Source organism: Croceibacterium xixiisoli, assembly GCF_009827305.1.
In the GTDB taxonomy this organism is placed as follows: Bacteria; Pseudomonadota; Alphaproteobacteria; order Sphingomonadales; family Sphingomonadaceae; genus Croceibacterium_C; species Croceibacterium_C xixiisoli.
Genome location: NZ_WTYJ01000002.1, coordinates 436,872 through 454,502, shown reverse-complemented (window position 1 = coordinate 454,502; position 17,631 = coordinate 436,872). Strand labels below are relative to the sequence as shown.

Here is a 17,631-nt window from a genome sequence, read left to right as displayed (position 1 = left end):
GCTCGATGCTATTCCGCAGCACTCACCGGCGGTTCAACCAGCCATTCCAGCCGCAGACTGCCCGCCGCAGCGCCGGCTTCCGCCTGGCCGCCGCGCGTGACGATGCCCGCTGCCACAGCCTCACGCTGCGCCGCCGTGCCGCCCAGCACGGCAATCCGCCGCCCCAGCCGCGCCGATCCCCAGCCTGCCAGATCAAGCGCCAGCCCGTCGACCACGCCCTGATCGATGGACATGGCCGGCGGTTCGACATTCGCCGGTGGCGCCAGTTGCACCGTCCAGCCCGGCAGCCCGCGCGCGCTGCGCTGTTCCAGCGCACGATAGCCCTCCAGCCCCAGACCGGGCAGCGGCGCGGCGACGGCCTGCAGGTTGCGTGCAGTCTGGTCGGCCCGCACGGCTGAGGGTTCGATCCCGGCAATCAGCGCCAACTGGGCTGCTGCCGCCTGCTGGCTGCCGGCGGCACCACGGCCAGCCTGATCCGCAGCGCGCGCAATCTGTTCCACCTCGGCAGAACTGCCTTCCGGGGTGATATGCAACTGATCGACATGCAGATCGACCTTGCGCGCCAGCCGCTCCGCCAGGGCAGCGGTGATGGCGTGATCCGCCCGCCCGTCCAGCCTTGGTGTCAACATCACCGCCCTCACCCGAATGGGGTCGGTGGTGTAATCGATTTCCAGCTGTGACAGTCGCGATCCATCAGGGAAATGCCCGCGCACGGCATCGCGCACCTGCCTCTGCGCCACCGCTTCGAACGCGATCTGCTTCAGCGCGGCCACCAGCGGCACGGACAATATGCTCAGCGCGCCGATGAACAGCACCAGCTGCCAGCCGGTGTGATGCGGCGAAAGATGGCTGCCGAAGCCATAGACCCGCGCCACCAGCGCCGCCGTCAGCGCGATGGTGACGGCATTGGTCAGGAACAGCAGCAGCGAGCCGGAAAACACCGTCCAGTTCCAGGTCGCAATGCCGAAGCCGACCACGGCCAGCGGCGGCATCAGGGCAATGGCGATGGCCACGCCCACCACAGCGCCGCCCCGGCCCCGGATCAGCGCATAGGCCCCGGCGACGGCCGACAGCAGCGCCACCAGCAGATCGAACAGCGTGGGCCGCGTGCGGCCGGCAATCTCGCTGGTGATGGTCTGCACCGGCGATATCGAAACCAGCACCACCGACAACACGATGGCAATGGCCGAACCCAGGGCCAGCGCCAGCGCAGCACGGCGGATCTCGACGAAATCGAAGGTCGCAATACCGAAACCCAACCCGATGATCGGCATCATCAATGGGGAAAGCAACATGGCGCCGATCAGCACCGCGACCGAGGGCATCAGCAGCCCGAGCAGCGACAGTGCCGCAGAGATGACGATCAGGAACAGATAGCGCCCGCTCCAGCCGGAATCCTCGGCAATCTGGCGCAGCGTGGCATCATGATCGACCCCGCCGACCACCCACATGTTCCACCACCGGCGCATGCGGCTGCGGCCCCGTTCATCAACCAGGTCGTTGTTTTCCGTCAGTTCCATCGGTGCTCCCTCGTGCGTGACGTCAGGGCGCTATGGCGACAGGAATCCTGTGTGTCATCCCCGCATGTCGTACCAGGGGCAAGCGCAGCGGTGCACCGGCTAGGCCATGCCGGGGGGCGCGGGGCGTTCCGCGCTTTCCAGCAGGAAAAGAAAATCGGCCCTCCGCCCCAGCACATCGGCCAGCGTATAGCCGTCCAATACAGCCAGAAAGGCCCGCAACGCCTCTGCCATCACACCTGTCAGACCACAGGCCGGCGCGATCACGCAATTGCCGCATTCCAGCAGGTCAAAGCCATCTTCCGTATGGCGGACCAGCGCGCCGATGTTGATCTGATCCGCCGGGCGGGCAAGCCGGATGCCGCCGCTGCGGCCACGTACGCTTTCCAGATAGCCCGCATTCACCAGATCGTTGACCACCTTCATCAGGTGGTTCTGGGATATGTCATAGGCACGCGCGATCCGCGCGATCGAAACAAGCTGTGCCTGCTGATCCCCAGGCGCATCCCGGCTGGATTGGGCGCAGTACAGCAGCACCCGCATCGCATAATCGGTGTAGCGCGTCAGGCGCATGCAGGTGGGACAGAATAAATCATATATTCTTGTTGCATGATTTAAGCCTCAGGCATAGATGCATCTTCAATGCATGATTTGGAGTCGCGGCGATGCCCGGCATTGGATTGGATCTGACGATGGACGATCAAGCCTATGAGCAGCAGCTCACGCAACTGATCGATACATTCTATGCTCGCGTGCGCGCCGATGCGCAGCTGGGCCCGATCTTCAACGACGCGGTCGGCGACTGGCCCGAACATCTGCAGCAGCTGACGCTGTTCTGGCATTCGGTGATGTGCGGCAGCGGGCGGTACAAGGGTCAGCCGGTGCCCGCCCATATGCGCCATCGTGACCGGATCACGCCCGAACTCTTCACCCGCTGGCTAACGCTGTGGGCGCAAACGACCGACGAGTTACTGCCGGCCGAGATGGCCCAGGGCCTGCAGGATCGCGCGTCCCGCATCGCCGAAAGCCTGCAGCTGGCGCTGTTCTTCCGGCTTGGGCCACCTGGTCAATCGGTCAGTACCGGCTGAGCCGGCCCAACCCACCCCGCAAAATTATCGAATGAATTTCCGGCGGTGCGCATAGGCGCGCTGCCCGGGCAGGAGCATCATGCCATGACCAATATTCCGATCGTCGATCTGACCATTCACCATCAGCCGCGCGACATGCGTGATCGCATCGCGCTGGGTTTCACCAAAGTGCTGCGCTGGTGTGCCGATACCTTCTTCGCCAAGCGTTATGGCCATCGCGCCATTGTGCTGGAAACCGTGGCCGCCGTGCCGGGCATGGTCGGGGCAACCATCACCCATTTGCGCTGCCTGCGGCGGATGTGCGGCGATCAGGGCTGGATCCGCACGCTGATGGAAGAGGCCGAGAATGAACGCATGCATCTGATGACCTTCATCGAGATCGCCAAGCCGACGCTGTTCGAACGCATGGTGATCCTGGGCGTGCAATGGGTGTTCTATCTGGCGTTCTTCACCCTCTATCTGGTCAGCCCGCGCACCGCGCACCGCATCGTCGGCTATTTCGAGGAAGAGGCGGTGATCAGCTACACCCACTACCTCCGCGAAATCGACGAAGGCCGCAGCGCCAATGTGCCAGCGCCAGCAATTGCCAAGCATTACTGGCAGCTGCCCGATGATGCGACACTGCGCGATGTGGTGCTGGTAGTCCGCGCAGATGAAGCCCATCACCGCGATGTCAACCACGGCTTTGCCAGCGAACTTGCCGGCCACGCCCCTGCGGCGGTCATGGCCCCTTACCCCGTCCATGCCGAACAGCTGCAGCCCGAAACCGTGAAGCTGGCCGCCTGATCATGGCGGAGATCCGCCCCTATCGCTCGACCCCGGTCTTCGATCAGGACAGGCTGCCCCGGGCCCTGCGCGCCCGGCATGATACCAAGCCGGGCGTGTGGGGGCTGATCCGGGTGATCACCGGGCAATTGAAGCTGACTTTGCTCGATGCCGCAGGCGCGCCGGTGGCAGAACTGATCCTCACCCCCGCCAGCCCCGGCCGCATCGCCCCGCAGCAGCCGCATTTCGTCACCCCGATTGGGCCGATGCAGATGCAAATCGACTTCTACGACCAGCCGCCACCCTGACCGGGCGCAGCGCCCCACCCTTTTGCCGGAACCGGAGTTTCCCATGTCGCAGCCCCTCAGCGCGCAAACCATCGCGCTCGTCAAAGCCACCGTTCCCGCTCTGGAAGCCCACGGGCTTGATATCGTGCGCGAAATGTATGCCCGCCTGTTCCAGAATGCCGCCATCCGCGATCTGTTCAACCAATCGCATCATGCCGCCGAGGGGGAAGATATTCCTGCCCAGCCGCGCGCTCTGGCCATGGCTGTGCTCGCCTATGCCGGGAATATCGAGAACCTCGCCGCCTTGGCCCCGGCAGTGGAGCGCATTGCGCAGAAGCATGTCGGACTGCAGATCCTGCCCGAACATTACCCCCATGTGGCCGAGGCACTGCTCGGCGCGATCAAATCGGTGCTCGGCGATGCTGCAACAGACGACATTCTCGCCGCTTGGGGGGAAGCCTATTGGTTCCTGGCCAATATCCTGATCGCCCGGGAAGACCGCATCTATGACGATCAGCGGCAGGCCACGGGCGGATGGAACGGCTGGCGGGAATTCCGTGTGGAACGGATCGTGCCGGAAAGCAGCCTGATCACCAGCTTCGTGCTGCGCCCCGTCGATGGCGGCCCGGTGATGCAACATCGACCCGGGCAATATCTGACCTTTGCGCTGGACGTTCCCGGCCACCCGCCGGTGAAACGCAACTATTCCATTTCCAGCGCTGCGAATGGGCAGACCTATCGCATTTCGGTGAAACGCGAAGAGCATGGCGTGGCATCGCGCTGGCTGCATGACCACGCCAGGGTGGGCACTGTAATGAAACTGGCTGCGCCGGCCGGGGAATACGTGCTCGGCGATGGCACATCGCCGCTGGTGCTGCTGTCAGGTGGGGTCGGGCTGACGCCGATGGTGGCCATGCTGGAAACGCTGGTCGCAGAGGGCAGCCGCCGCCCCGTGCATTACATCCACGGCACGCATGACCGGCACACACACGCGCTGCGCGAAGAGGTGGCTGCCCTAACCGACATGCTGCTGCAACGCGGCGTGGCCGCCCAAGTCAGCGTGTTTCACCAGAACCCCGCCGACGGCGAAGAACAAGGCCGTGATTACGACCATGCCGGGATTATCACGGAGGAATGGCTGATCGCCAACACTGACCCCGCCCGCGCCGATTATTACCTCTGCGGCCCACGCCCGTTTCTGCGCCACGCCGTCAGCGCCCTGTCGCTGGCCGGGGTGACGGCAGCACGAATCCACTATGAGTTCTTCGGACCGGCCGACGAATTGCTGGCGGCCTGAGCGAAGTGGGAATGGCGGACATCCAGCCAAGGCTGTCCGCTATCCTCCGAAAACCTAGGCCATCGATCGCAGCACATTGCTGGCCGCTTCCCGCATCCTTTGCAGATCGTCGGCATCCTGCGACTGGCGATATTCGCGCCAGGCACCGATCATCGATTCCGCCGATGCCACCACGCCATTGTCCAGCACAGCCTCATCGCCGGCCTTGCTGGCCTCTTCCGCACGCGCGGCGCGGGCCTGGTCCAGCAGCGGGATCAGCCGGTTGATGATGGTTTCCATGCGGCCGACCGCAGCATCGTCCATCGCACCATCGACCGGGATGCCGTCGCTCAGCTCGCGTGCTTCCTGCGCGATCTGCATGTCGTAATAGCTGGCCATGTGGCCTTCGGATTTCAGCCGCTGCATCAGATCGCTTTCCACCGCCGCGCGCACCGCGTTCACCTTGGCCTCCAGTTCGTCCGTGGCGGCGATAACCGCGTCGTAATCGGCGATCATCTGTGGCGCTTCCTGCCGCGCGCGGGCGAAATCATCGGTCAGATAGCTGCGCATGGTCAGATAGCTTTGCAGACCCTTGGCGCGGGAGGTGAGCCGCTGCAGCGGGGCCAGGACCTGATCCACCAGCGGATCGATCTCCGGCAGATTGCCCGGCATAGCGCGGGTCCGGCGCAGATCATCCCACGGATTTTCCACCCCCAGCACATCGACGAACGGCGTGTCCGCCGCCGTCGCCTTGCTGATATCGCGTTCTTCGAATTCGCGCTTCAACCGGCGGGGATCGAAATCGATCAGCGCGCGCGAATAACCGCTGAGCTTGGTCGACTGGTCATAGCTAAGACCGCCGGTCTGCATCGTGTCGGGCTGATCCCCGGCCATGTCGCACCCGCCCAGCACCACGACCAGCGCCAGCGCGCAGGCGCCGGCCACTCCCTTGAAATTGCTGCGAACCGTCATGCCGCCTCCTGATCTTACGCCCAACAACGCGCCTCACCAACGCTTAGGCGCCGGCTCCGGCTCCCGCGCTCAGCGCAGGATGCCAGCCTTTGCCGCCGCTTTCAGCCAGCCCGGATATTCCTTCATCAGCTTGTCGTAGAGTTCCGCATCGCTGTCGGCATCGGGATCGCTGACGGAGAAGAAGTCGCAATTGTCGACCTTCCGCCGGCTCAGATCATCCAGCTTTTCCAGGAATTTGAACCCGCCGGACTCGCTGCCGCCGATGCCCATGAACTGCCAGAAGATCCCTTCGGACGAAGCCGCGCGGATTTGCTTCTCGGTTTCCGAACGGTCCATCGTGTCGCCATCGGTGACGAACATCACATAGATTGGCACCCGCCCGAAATCGGCCTGGGTCGAAAAATCTTCCCGGATCATCTTGATCGTGGCGCCATATTTGGTGCCGCCTTCAAAATCATGCTTGCGGAGCATGTCGGGCACGAAGGTCTTGTAATTGTCGATATCGGCAATGCCCACGCGATGGGACCGGCTGCCGAAAGCATAGACTTCGATCGAGCCATCATCATCCATGTTCAGCCCCAGCCCGAGCACGCGCTGCACCAGCCGGTCGATCTCTCCGCGATGGTAACGGGTGTACATCGATCCGGAAATATCCAGCACCAGCACGACCTTTGCGGTCGTCCCGCCCAGCGATTTCTTCTCCAGGCTGACCGCAGCCGCCTTTGCCAGGCTGACCAGCTTGGGATCGCGCTTTTCTAGGTTGACGATCCGCTGCTTGCGCAGATCCACCGGGGCCGGTGCGGGAGAAGAGGCAGGCGCAGGCGCTCCCTCATCCGCCACCTCGATTCCGAAATGGCGGGAGAGCGGCGCCAGTCCGCCGTTGAAGCCCTGCGCCACGGCGCGGAATTTCCACTCGCCATTGCGGCGGTAGAATTCGCCGATGATGATCGCCGCCTCGGCCATGCCGGCGGTATCCTGGCTGAAACCGACCACGCCGGGCGCCTCGATATCGATCCGCCGCAGATCGGCCACGGTGCCCTGTTCGGGCGTGGCGCAGATGGCGATCCGTTCGACATGGCTCGCCACCCGCGCCAGATCGATGGTGAAATCGGCGCCGCTGAGGGCAATTGCCCCATCGGGCGTGGCCGGCTGATTGAAGAAGATCATGTCGGCATCGCCGCGCACCTTGCCGCTGCCATCCAGCACATAGGCCGAAACATCCGCCACCCCCGCGCCGAAGCGAACCGCTGGCCTGACCAGCCCGGTGGGCACCGTGGTATTTCCGCCCTTGGTGAGTTGCTGCATGTCCCGATCTTCTCCCAATGTTTGCAGGATGGGATAACCCACGGGCACCGGCTTGCCACCCCCTTCGGCCATCGGTGTGACGGCGCTGCGCCACCATCCGTCGCAACGACAGCCATCGCGCATGTGGCGGAAACCCGCGCTTTGGCGGGGCTGAACTGGCAGATTAGAGATACGATCCGCACTTGCTGGAGGACTGCCCCCGCCAGCCATGTGCAGCCGCAACCCATCCCGTACCCGTCAGCGAACCATGAGGGAGGCACCCTGTCGGTTATCCGAGGATATGTGCGGGATCGATGGAAAGGCCGGCCGGCGGCGGGGGCGATCCGGGCAGACGCAACTCGGCGAAGTTGCGCCTGCCCTTTCTAACAGTCTGGCGCTGTCAGAACTCTATCCGGGCGACGCTTTCCAGCGCGGCGCGGTCAATATCGGTTGAATCCTTGGTCATCGGATTCTTAATTGTCACGAACACCGCCCCGCTCGCCTGATCGAGCGCGAGGCTGTTGGGGTGGATCGGCAAATCGAAGCTCTGCAGCAGACGATGATCGCGGCTGTCATGCACGGTGACCGTGCCCGATCCCCGATTGGTGACCCACAGCCGGTTGCGCGGTTCATCGATCAGCAGCGCCACGGGCAGCTCCCCGGTGGAGGTGTGGCTCACCACATCGCCACTGATCGGATCGATCGCCACCACCCGGTGGCCAGGGCCGCGCACTTCATAGGCGATCTTGGCGAACTCAGCCCGCACCTTGTCCGGGTTCTCGCCGCCATGATCGGTGGCCAGCACATGGCCGGTGGCGCGATCCAGCGTGAGATTGAGCAGCTGATCGGCGGCGATTTCCTGCACGCGATCCAGTTCGAGGCTGGTGGTATCGACCGTCAGCAGCTGCCCCTGCATGTTGGAAACGTAAAGCTTGCCCGCATCCTCATCCAGCGCCGCCCCGGCCACGCCGAAACCAAACCCCGGCAGCACTTTTTCCAGCGCCAGCGTTTCGGTGTTCATGACATAGAGCACGCTGTCGGTGATCCAGATGCCGGGGGCGAACAGACGGTTGTGGCGCCGGTCGAGCACCAGTTCGCGCAGATTGTGCGGATAGCGTTCGGTCGGCTGGCCGTCGAAACCGGGCGCGGTGACCTTCTCCGCCAATTGCGCCACGCCAATCAGCTGGTTGGTGGCGATATCGATCACCGTGACCGAGGCATGCAGCGCATTGCCGACATAGAGCCGCCCCGCCGCATCATCCAGCGTCAGGCCCAGCCCGTTGCGCTCCATCGGAATTTCCGCCTCCACCGCCAAAGTCCGGGGATCGAGCCGATAGATAACCGATGGCCGCGTATCGCCACCCCACCCGCCGGCCGCAGCCACGAACACGGCATCCACGCGCGCGGAATAGGCAATCTGATACAGCGCTGGCGCCAGCTCCACCCGCCGCATCAGCGCAGCACCTTCGCCATCCTGCGTTTCCGGGGCCTGCGAAGCGAGATCAGTGGAATTGAACATGCCCGAAAGCTAACCAATGTGCTGATGCGAAGCAATATCATTAATTTGGATTTGGTTTATGCACTGGCGGGATTGTCCGAGATTACAGCCCCTTGGCATCCAGCCAAGCTAGCGTTGCTGGCCAGTGATACTCGACCGCCCTCGCCCGCAGCGCTCCGACGCCGGCACCCGCATGCGGATCGGCACCCGCACGCAGGAGCGTGAGCGCAATGCGATCGTCATCGGTGCTGAGCAGCGCCGTGGCACCATCGCCCGCCTGCGCATCAAGCCTGGCTCCCGCCCGGATCAGGCCGCGCGCCAAGGCCAGGGATCTGAGGCTATGCAGCGGCATGTCCCCCGCTTCATTCACGGCCCCCGGGGAAACCCGCGCGGCGATCATAACATCCACGAATGCGTCCATCCGCGCCTCCACGTCTTCGCAAAATCCGGATCGAGCGCCCAAGGCGTGCCAGGCGTTGCCCCATTCTCCCTGCGCCTGGGGATCGGCTCCTGCCGACAGCAACCCGCGCGCCACGGCGACATTGCATCCGGCCCCCGCGGCAAAGGCGGAGTCCCTTTCCTCCGCCGTCATTCTGGCGACATAGCCTCGCCTGTTCATCTCCGAAAACAGCGCCTCATCGCCCGTCATCGTGGAGAAATGCGCGATCAGGCGCCCCAAGGGCAGCTTGGGCGGAATGGTCTCGCCCGTCCTGCCATTCACGGGCATCTCCAGCGCCGCGCCTTGTTCCACCAATCCGCGCAGGAAGGCGCCCACGTCACGCTGGCGTTCCAAGGGGGCATCGAAGCTGTGACGGCGGATGACGCTGGCTGCGATCTCGGCAATCTCGGCGGAGGCGAAATCCATGCCCTGCGCCTTCATCGCAGCGATCGTCTGCGCATTGCCATATGTCCACCGATCCGTGTCGGTGACCCGATCCACTTCGCTCTGCAAGGTCCGCAACGCCTTAGGCGTGGTGACAAATCCCCCGGTAAGATCTGTCACCCGGATCGTGCGACCGCCCCGCTTCAGGGTCAGTATGATGGTCGCGGTATCGCTCAGATCGGCGCGATACATGGGCTGCAGCCCGGCAAAATGATGGTCGCGGAAGGCGTCGATCAGTTCTGTGGCCGCTTGCGGGGAAATCTGCGCGTCATGGACCCCGGGCAAGGCAACGTGCGATGTCGCTGGGTCGGCCGAAAACCGCACCCGCCCCTCTCCGTTGACGGTGACCGTGTACATGGGGCAGCCGACAAAACAGCTGGTTCGTTCCAGGGTTATCTCCGTATCGGCCGGGCTGCCTTCGGGAAACACCGCCTGCTCATCCACCGGCTGCTCCGGCACCGGATAGCCGATGCGGATCGCGCCAATGGCCTGCACCGGATGCCCTTCGAACTGTTGCGGGCGAAATCTCCATTGCCGCGCTGCCGCTATGGCCGGGCCAGGCGGCGGTTCAGCACCGCGCCAAACCAGCGGTGGGGGAAGGTTTCGCATGGAATGCTCGCCCGGCTCAGCCGCAATCACGCGCCCATCCCTGTCCACGGTGACGATGACGGTGACGCTGTCCAGAATGCTGTGCCCTTCCACCCCGCTCGCAAAGAGCGGGCCGGACAAGCGCTCACCCTCCAGCGTCGCGACCCCAACCGTCCCGGGAATATCCGGCTTGGCCCGCGCGCCAGCCGACAAACCCAGCATTCCCGCTGCAACAACAAACCAGATCGCCGATCCTGTCGAGCGCATGGAATTTCTCTACAGCCCCTTCGCGTCCAGCCAGGCGAGCGTCGCCGGCCAGTGATACTCCCGCGCCCTCGCCCTCAATGCTCCGACGCTGGCGCCGGCATGCGGATCGGCGCCAGCGCGCAGAAGGATCAGCGCCACGCGATCGTCTTGCGTCGTCATCAGCGGGGTTTCTCCACCAGAACCTTTTGCATCGAGATCGGCGCCGGCGCGGATCAGGCCGCGCACCACTGCGGGGGATTCGATGTTGTGAAGTGGGATACGTCTCTGCCCATTGGCTCTGCCAGGTGAAACTTGCGCAGCGATCAGCACCTCCGCCAGCTCTGCCCTGCGCGTTTCCCCCGCCGCATGGCAAACACCGTAAACCTCGCCCAGAGCATGCCATGCGTTGCCATTTTCGGATTGCGCGTGAGGATCAGCCCCGTTCGATAGCAAAGTCCGCGCAATGGCGGCGCTGCACCCGGCTGCGTTGGCAAATGCCGTGTCGCGCTCTGCCCCCGTCATGCTGGCCACATAGCCCCGGCTCGCCATCTGCGCGAACAGCCCCTCTTCTCCGAAGCGCGCCGCAAAAAGGGCGATCATGCGTCCGAGCGGTATCGATCCCGCGTCCATATCCTCTGCACTTCCATCAACTGGCAGATCCAATCTTGCACCAGCATCCACCAGCCGGGTGAGGAATTGTGCGATATCGGGTGTTCGATTGCGATCGCCCCAGCTGTTGCGGATGGCCTGCGCCGCGATATTCGCCACCTGTGGCGACGCAAGATCCAGGCCTTCCGCCTTCATTGCAGCGACCGTGTCCACATTGCCGATGATCCAGCGCCGCGTCCCGGCGAGCCGATCAATCATATCCTGCAGCGCCGTCACGCTGGCCGGCATGCCGTCTAACTGGCAAAGATGATCTTCCACCCTGATCGTGCGCCCACCCCGTCGCAGGGTCAGCAAATAGGTTGGACTATCGATCGCAGCCACTTCGCAGGCAGGCCGCAAGCCGGCGAAATGGGCGCTGCGAAAAGCCTCGATCAATTCAGCGGCCACCTGCGGGCTTACCCGCGTTTCGTGAATGCCGGACCAAGCGACATAGGAATGCGCTCCATCGGCGGAAAAACGCACCCGCCCCTGCCCGCTGATGCTGACCTTGTAAGCAGGGCAGCTCCCATAGCAGCCCGTCCGCTCCAGCATCATTTCCGTGTCCGCAGGCGTACCATTCGGGAATTCCGCAGCAGGGCTGGCGGCAATCTCTGGCTGCAGATATTTGATCGTGATGATGCCTACCGCCTGCACCGGGCGCCCATCGAATTGCTGAGCGCGAAACCGCCATTGCCGCGCTGCCTCCAGCGCCTGTTCGGTCCGTGATGCTTCGCCATTCCAGAACGACAGGCTGCGGATCATCCGTTGCCAGCCGCTCTCGGCCAGGGCAGCATCTATCACCCGTCCGTTCCGATTTATGGTGACGACGATCCGGACGCTGTCCAACAGGCCGCTTCCCGCCGCGCTGATCGTGGTCGGACCTGACAGGCGATCATCTTGTAGGGTTGCGAAACCGACAATATTCGGCCTGTCCGGATCAACGGGCTCCCCCGCACAGGCGCATAACGCCAACGCCGCAGCCATCATCAGCTTTCCGCCAACCCGCCCTGACCGCATGCTATTCCCCTGCCGGTCTGGATGCCGGATTTCCTCGGCAGCATGGGGCAAATTCGTCTGCCGTCACACTGTAACAATCACCCCGGGCCATTCGCGCGGGTGATGTCCTCGCGCAGGGTGCGGATGGCGGCGTGGAAGTGCCAGGCGGCCCAGAAACCCGCGATTGCCGATAGGGAAAGAGCGATGCCCAGGGCGTCGCCGGGGTTACCGAGGGTGGTGGCCAGGGTGTCGGACAGCAGGCCGATGATCTGGGGGGCCAGCGCCAGATTGGCCATGTTGGTGGCGAAGAGGAAAATCGCCACCACCAGCCCGCGCATCGCCGAAGGGGTGAGGTTCTGCAGCAGGGCGAGCGCGGGGCCGACGTGGAAATTGGCGAAGGGGATGAACAGCCACAGCAGCAACAGCGCCAGCCAGCTATCCCCCACCAGATAGGCCGCAATGCCTGGCAAGGTAACCAGAGCACTGAAAATGGCCAGAAAACGACATGGCCAACGCGGATCGCGACCCATCATGCGGACCATGACCAGCATCACCGCCACCAGCACCAGTGCGCCCCCCAGGCCGCTCATCAAACCCACCTGCAGCCCGGCGCCGCCGGTGGTGAAGCCGTGCGATCGGGCGAGGAAGGCGGGGGTCCACCAGGCCAGCCCGCCCTTGGCAAAATCGGCGATCGCGCCGCCGGCCAGGATGTGTAGCAGCGCGCGCTGCCCCCGCATGAAACGTGCCACCTCCGCAAAACCACGTGCGGCGGGCGCATGGCCGGGCGCGGGCGGCGCCGGATCGGATGCGCCACGCGCGGGTTCGCGCAGGCACATCAGCATCGCCAGCACGGGCAGGTTGAACAGGGCGAACAGCAGCATGGTCGATCGCCAACCGAAGCTTTCCGACACCAGCCCGCCGATGATCCCACCCATGGCCGAACCGATCGCGATCCCAAACGCGAAGACCGACATGGCGATGGTCCGTTCGGAGGCAGGGAAGTAATCGGCCAGGATCGAATGGGAGGCCGGGGTCGCCCCTGCTTCGCCCAGGCCGACGCCGACCCGGGCGATCAGGAAATGCCAGAAATTGTGCGCCAGGCCACCAAGCGCCGTGAACAGCGACCATACGGTGATGGCCACGGCCAGCATGTTGCGCCGGTGGGCCCGATCCGCCAGCAGGCCGAGCGGCAGGCTGGCGAAGGCATAGCACAGCGCGAAGGCCACACCGGTCAGGAAGCCAACTGCCGCGTCGGTCAGACCGAATGCCGCCTTGATCGGTTCGATCAGCGTGGAGACCACGAAGCGATCGGCCACGTTGACGGCATAGACCAGCGTCAGGATCAGCAGGACGCGATAGCGTTCCGGCAACCGGGAGCCCGCGCCGGAGGTATCGTCGGACGATGAATTCAACCCTGATCCGGTAGCTGCGCCCATGCGCCCCTGTTCCACGCCATGTTTCGGTGACGCTGTGCCACGCCAAGGTCACAGCTTTGTGACGGCTTGATCCGGAACACTTTTCAACTTTCGCAAAATGCGGAAAATTTTTTGCCGCGGGGGCATTTTCCCGCTATCGCAACAGCCCGCCTTTCCATTCCCGCAGGCAAATTCACCCATGATCGAAGCAGACGCCGACAGCAGCAGCCACGACAGCCGGATGATTGCCGATCCGGCCGCAGCCTTGCGCGCGCTGCGCGCGGCGAAGGGCTGGACACTGGCCGATGTGAAGGATCGCACAGGCATGTCGATCTCCACATTGTCGAAACTGGAAAACGGCAAGATGGGCCTGAGCTATGACAAGCTGTTGAAGCTGGGCCATGGGCTGGGCGTGGACATTGCGCAATTGCTGTCCGGCGGGGAGATCGTGCGGGGGGAGATCGTGCGGGGGGAGACTGGCGCCATGTTTCCCTTCAACGGTGCCGGCCTGCAGCCTGGCGGCGCCCCGCAGCTGGTAAGCGGGCGCCGGTCGATCACCCGCAAGGGGGAAGAAAAGAACATCGGCACGCCCTTTTACGACTACGCCTGCCACGCCCCGGAACTGCTGAACCGGTCGATCCACCCGATGCTGGTGGATGTGAAGGCCCGATCGATTGAGGATTTTCCGGAATTCACCCGCCATGCCGGCGAGGAGTTTTCCTATGTCGTTGACGGAATTATAGAATTCCACTGTGATCTGTATGCCCCCGTGCTGCTGCATGAAGGGGATTCGATCTATTTCGATGCTGGCATGGGCCACGCCTATATCGCTGCAGCCCCAGGTCGATGCCGGATCATGTCGGTCTGCACGAGCATTCCGCACGTCTGATACCGGGGCGGCGGCACAGCATTGTTGAGGGCGGGCAGGCCAGCCCGCCACCCCTGACAATCACCTGCCATTGCCGCACCAGGCGGTATGCCCGCTCGTGCCCGCGAAGCAGCCGGCCCCCTCGCTTCGGTTCATCGTGAAAATTTTTCATTTCACGAAACTGTCGCAAAATTCCCATACGATTTTCCGTATTGGAAACTGATCTGAGCGACTCGCAACAGAGACATGGGCTAAAACCTTAGATTTTCGAACATTGTCTGATCACCACAGGCGTCTGCCACCCGCAGGCGCTTGCCGCTGTCGTGCGTCAGTTTTCCAGAACCGAAACATACATCACACTCAGGGGTCTCTATGAAAACCGATAATCGTGTCTTTACCCGCTTGCTGCATGGGGCCAGCGCAACGGCGGTGCTGGCAGGGATGCTGATGCTGTCCCCGATGGCGCAGGCAAGCACTGCTCTGACCGCCGATGACGCCGCGGCCGAAGCAGCCGATGATGCAACCGGCGACAACAGCGCAGGCGACAGCGCATCGGATGAGGGCGGCAGCAATGCCATTATCGTATCGGGTTCGCGCATCGTGCGCGACGGATATCAGGCCCCCACCCCCACCACCGTGCTCGGCGCCGATGAAATCCGCCGGGCTGCGCCGCTGAACCTGTCCGACACGATCAACCAGTTGCCTGCCCTGGCCGGCAGCACGCGGATGAACACCAGCACGATCAGCGCCGGCCTGGTCGGCGTCAACGCACTGAACCTGCGCAATCTGGGCACGCAGCGCACGCTGGTGCTGCTGGACGGGCAGCGCATGCCCGCATCCACCACCGGCGGGCTGGTGGATGTCAGCACCATTCCGGATTCGCTGGTCGAACGCGTGGAAGTGGTCACCGGCGGGGCATCGGCTGCATGGGGTTCGGACGCGGTGGCCGGTGTGGTCAATTATGTGCTCAACACCAGCTTTACCGGGCTGAAGGGGGAAGTATCGGGCGGCATCACCACCTATGGCGATGATCCCAACTATCGCCTGTCGCTGGCCGCCGGAACCCATTTTGCCGATGGCCGGGGCCATATCATGGCCAATATCGAACAGACCTGGAACGAGGGCATCCACGGCATCCCGCGCGATTGGTATGTCGGCGCCAAGCAAATGTTCAACCCGGCCTACACGCCGGCCAATGGCCAGCCGGAAATGCTGGCCGCCACCAATGTCGGTTACACCACCGTGGCCCCGGGCGGCATCATCACCAGCGGCCCGCTGCGCGGCATCTATTTCGGTCCAGGTGGCGCACCGGCGCAGCTCAACTTCGGTTCGGTGGTCCGCGATCCCTACATGATCGGTGGCGACTGGCAGGTAACCGATTTCGGCAATGGTCCGCAGGCGCTGAACAATCCGATGGTGCGCCAGAACGCCTTCGTCCGGGCCAGTTTCGAAGTGGCCCGCGCGCTGGAAGTCTATGGCCAGTTCGGCTGGTCGCGCGCGAAGACCGACATGATCACCACCCCGATGTTCCAGTTCGGCGGTTTGACCATCACGCGCGAAAATCCGTTCCTGCCGGAATCGATCGGCGCCCGGATGGATGAGCTTGGCCTCACCACGCTGGATGTCGGCACCTGGAACCAGGATATCGGCGGCCTGCCCTACAAGGCAGATCGCAATCTCTATCGCTATGTGATCGGCACCAAGGGGGAATTCGACATGCTCGGATCCGATTGGCAGTGGGATGCCTATTGGAACCGCAATGTCAGCGATTTCAAGCAGGAACTCTATATTCCGATCAATGCCAATTACCGCCGCGCGATCGATACGGTGATGGGCCCCAATGGCGTGCCGATCTGCCGTTCCACGCTGACCGATCCGAACAATGGCTGCGTGCCGCTCAACATCCTGGGTACCGGGGTCGCATCGACCGGCGCGCTCAACTATGTCAACGGCACGGCCTGGCTGGACGCGACGATCACCCAGGATACCTATGCCGCAACGCTGCAGGGCGAACCCTTCGCCACCTGGGCCGGGCCGGTTTCGCTGGCCGCCGGCATCGAGCACCGTCGGGAGGCGTCGAAGGGCAATTCCGACGAACTGTCCAAGGTGAACAGCTATTGGGCGGGCAATTTCAAGGCCATCGTCGGCAGCTATACGGTAACCGAAGGCTTCGTCGAAGTCGCCCTGCCGCTGGCAGCAGAACTGCCGTTTGCCCATGCGCTGGATGTCAACGCCGCCATTCGCGGCACGGATTACAGCTCTTCGGGTTTCGTCACGACCTGGAAACTGGGAGCGACCTGGGCGCCGGTGCCGGATATCCGGTTCCGCATCACCCGTTCGCGCGACATTCGGGCCGGCAATCTGGCCGATCTGTTCCAGCCGGGCCAGACGCTGACCTCCACCTTTTCCGATCCGTTCGTAAACAATGAATCCTATGCCATGTTCTACACGGCGGTGGGCAATCCGGTGATCAATCCGGAAAAGGCGGATACGTTCAATGTCGGCGCCGTGTTCGAACCGCGCTTCATTCCCGGCTTCAGCGCCTCGGTCGATTACTGGGACATCTCGGTCAAGGATGCGATCGCATCGATCAGCGTGGGCACCTTGCTCAACGAATGCTTCGCCGGCGATCAGTCGCTGTGCCAGTTCATCGAACGCGGAGCGGATGGGCGCGTGTCCAACATCACGCTGCGTCCGGTCAATCTGGCATCGCAGGTGGTTCGCGGGATCGATTACGAAGCCAGCTATCGCACCGATCTTGCCATGCTGGGCCTGCCCGACAGCCAGCTGACGTTGCGCGCGCTGGCCACCAATTACCTGGAAAACTCTTCACTGACCGGACTGGTCGGTGCCAATCCGACATCCTCGCTCGGCACCTTCGCCGGCACGCCGGAATGGCGTTATCTGCTGCAGGCATCGCTGACGGCGGGCAAGCTGACCACCTCGCTCACCGGCCGGGGCATGAGCGACGGCGTGCTGAGCAACACCTACGTCGAATGCCGGGCCAATTGCCCGACCTCTTCGGCGACGGCGCGGACCATCGACAACAATCATGTCGACGGGTTCTTCTACATCGATCTGTCCGCCAGCTATCGCTTCCGCCCGGAAGTGGAAGCGTTCTTCTCCGTCAGCAATCTGGCCAACAAAGCCCCGGCGGTCATCCCCAACCCCACCGGCATCGGCAGCCAGCAATGGGGTGTGAACCAGCTCTATTATGACGTGATCGGCCGCAGCTTCCGCGCCGGTTTCCGCTTCAACTTCTGAGCCTCCACCGGCGGCGGCACGGGCACCCCCGTGCCG

General features: G+C 63.6%; 14 protein-coding genes. 6 read left to right on the top strand and 8 right to left on the bottom strand.

The window, feature by feature from the left end:
- Positions 1-8: 8 nt before the first annotated feature.
- Together GRI97_RS11240 and GRI97_RS11235 are read right to left on the bottom strand one after the other, a co-directional pair.
- Positions 9-1,520 carry a DUF389 domain-containing protein gene (locus GRI97_RS11240; RefSeq protein ID WP_235917767.1) on the bottom strand — a complete coding sequence of 504 codons (1,512 nt, stop codon included), beginning with the start codon at positions 1,518-1,520 and terminating at the stop codon, positions 9-11.
- Between the two features lie 99 nt (positions 1,521-1,619).
- Positions 1,620-2,090 carry an RrF2 family transcriptional regulator gene (locus GRI97_RS11235; RefSeq protein ID WP_161391272.1) on the bottom strand — a complete coding sequence of 157 codons (471 nt, stop codon included), beginning with the start codon at positions 2,088-2,090 and terminating at the stop codon, positions 1,620-1,622.
- A 119-nt stretch (positions 2,091-2,209) separates the two neighbouring features.
- Here GRI97_RS11235 and GRI97_RS11230 point away from each other — a divergent pair, with 119 nt between their 5' ends.
- The 4 genes from GRI97_RS11230 (at position 2,210) to hmpA (ending at position 4,954) form a co-directional block, all read left to right on the top strand.
- Complete coding sequence (locus GRI97_RS11230) at positions 2,210-2,605, top strand: group III truncated hemoglobin (RefSeq protein WP_161391271.1); 396 nt, start codon at positions 2,210-2,212, stop codon at positions 2,603-2,605.
- An 84-nt stretch (positions 2,606-2,689) separates the two neighbouring features.
- Positions 2,690-3,391, top strand: a complete 702-nt coding sequence (locus GRI97_RS11225) for an alternative oxidase (RefSeq protein ID WP_161391270.1) — start codon at positions 2,690-2,692, stop codon at positions 3,389-3,391.
- Positions 3,392-3,393: 2 nt separating this feature from the next.
- A complete protein-coding gene (locus tag GRI97_RS11220) occupies positions 3,394-3,678 on the top strand; it encodes a DUF1971 domain-containing protein (RefSeq protein WP_161391269.1) in 285 nt (94 codons plus the stop codon).
- A gap of 43 nt (positions 3,679-3,721) precedes the next feature.
- Positions 3,722-4,954, top strand: coding sequence for an NO-inducible flavohemoprotein (gene hmpA / locus GRI97_RS11215; RefSeq protein ID WP_161391268.1), 1,233 nt, complete (start codon positions 3,722-3,724; stop codon positions 4,952-4,954).
- Between the two features lie 54 nt (positions 4,955-5,008).
- Here hmpA and GRI97_RS11210 read toward each other — a convergent pair whose 3' ends face one another.
- From GRI97_RS11210 to GRI97_RS11185, 6 genes are all read right to left on the bottom strand, one after another.
- On the bottom strand, positions 5,009-5,905 hold the full coding sequence (locus GRI97_RS11210; protein WP_161391267.1) for a DUF3829 domain-containing protein: 897 nt from the start codon (positions 5,903-5,905) through the stop codon (positions 5,009-5,011).
- Between the two features lie 69 nt (positions 5,906-5,974).
- A complete protein-coding gene (locus GRI97_RS11205; protein ID WP_161391266.1) occupies positions 5,975-7,333 on the bottom strand; it encodes a VWA domain-containing protein in 1,359 nt (452 codons plus the stop codon).
- 256 nt (positions 7,334-7,589) lie between these two features.
- Positions 7,590-8,708 carry a YncE family protein gene (locus GRI97_RS11200; RefSeq protein ID WP_161391265.1) on the bottom strand — a complete coding sequence of 373 codons (1,119 nt, stop codon included), beginning with the start codon at positions 8,706-8,708 and terminating at the stop codon, positions 7,590-7,592.
- A gap of 82 nt (positions 8,709-8,790) precedes the next feature.
- Positions 8,791-10,380, bottom strand: a complete 1,590-nt coding sequence (locus GRI97_RS11195) for a DUF6438 domain-containing protein (protein WP_161391264.1) — start codon at positions 10,378-10,380, stop codon at positions 8,791-8,793.
- A gap of 54 nt (positions 10,381-10,434) precedes the next feature.
- Entirely contained in the window at positions 10,435-11,853 is a 1,419-nt protein-coding gene (locus GRI97_RS11190; RefSeq protein WP_161391263.1) for a DUF6438 domain-containing protein, read from the bottom strand.
- 293 nt (positions 11,854-12,146) lie between these two features.
- The gene (locus GRI97_RS11185) at positions 12,147-13,484 is read right to left on the bottom strand and encodes a spinster family MFS transporter (RefSeq protein WP_161391262.1); all 1,338 of its coding nucleotides are present in this window, start codon (positions 13,482-13,484) and stop codon (positions 12,147-12,149) included.
- Positions 13,485-13,662: 178 nt separating this feature from the next.
- Between GRI97_RS11185 and GRI97_RS11180 the strand changes: the two genes are divergently transcribed.
- Entirely contained in the window at positions 13,663-14,352 is a 690-nt protein-coding gene (locus GRI97_RS11180) for a helix-turn-helix domain-containing protein (protein ID WP_161391261.1), read from the top strand.
- A gap of 351 nt (positions 14,353-14,703) precedes the next feature.
- Positions 14,704-17,595 (top strand): TonB-dependent receptor plug domain-containing protein, encoded by a 2,892-nt coding sequence (locus GRI97_RS11175; protein WP_161391260.1) that lies wholly within the window; start codon positions 14,704-14,706, stop codon positions 17,593-17,595.
- Positions 17,596-17,631 lie beyond the last annotated feature (36 nt).

What these genes read in the sequence shown, in the direction of transcription:
- GRI97_RS11240 (WP_235917767.1), bottom strand. Translation starts at nt 1,520, where the DNA reads ATGGAACTGACGGAAAACAACGACCTGGTTGATGAACGGGGCCGCAGC.
- GRI97_RS11235 (WP_161391272.1), bottom strand. Translation starts at nt 2,090, where the DNA reads ATGCGCCTGACGCGCTACACCGATTATGCGATGCGGGTGCTGCTGTAC.
- GRI97_RS11230 (WP_161391271.1), top strand. Translation starts at nt 2,210, where the DNA reads ATGGACGATCAAGCCTATGAGCAGCAGCTCACGCAACTGATCGATACA.
- GRI97_RS11225 (WP_161391270.1), top strand. Translation starts at nt 2,690, where the DNA reads ATGACCAATATTCCGATCGTCGATCTGACCATTCACCATCAGCCGCGC.
- GRI97_RS11220 (WP_161391269.1), top strand. Translation starts at nt 3,394, where the DNA reads ATGGCGGAGATCCGCCCCTATCGCTCGACCCCGGTCTTCGATCAGGAC.
- hmpA (WP_161391268.1), top strand. Translation starts at nt 3,722, where the DNA reads ATGTCGCAGCCCCTCAGCGCGCAAACCATCGCGCTCGTCAAAGCCACC.
- GRI97_RS11210 (WP_161391267.1), bottom strand. Translation starts at nt 5,905, where the DNA reads ATGACGGTTCGCAGCAATTTCAAGGGAGTGGCCGGCGCCTGCGCGCTG.
- GRI97_RS11205 (WP_161391266.1), bottom strand. Translation starts at nt 7,333, where the DNA reads ATGCGCGATGGCTGTCGTTGCGACGGATGGTGGCGCAGCGCCGTCACA.
- GRI97_RS11200 (WP_161391265.1), bottom strand. Translation starts at nt 8,708, where the DNA reads ATGTTCAATTCCACTGATCTCGCTTCGCAGGCCCCGGAAACGCAGGAT.
- GRI97_RS11195 (WP_161391264.1), bottom strand. Translation starts at nt 10,380, where the DNA reads ATGCTGGGTTTGTCGGCTGGCGCGCGGGCCAAGCCGGATATTCCCGGG.
- GRI97_RS11185 (WP_161391262.1), bottom strand. Translation starts at nt 13,484, where the DNA reads ATGGGCGCAGCTACCGGATCAGGGTTGAATTCATCGTCCGACGATACC.
- GRI97_RS11180 (WP_161391261.1), top strand. Translation starts at nt 13,663, where the DNA reads ATGATCGAAGCAGACGCCGACAGCAGCAGCCACGACAGCCGGATGATT.
- GRI97_RS11175 (WP_161391260.1), top strand. Translation starts at nt 14,704, where the DNA reads ATGAAAACCGATAATCGTGTCTTTACCCGCTTGCTGCATGGGGCCAGC.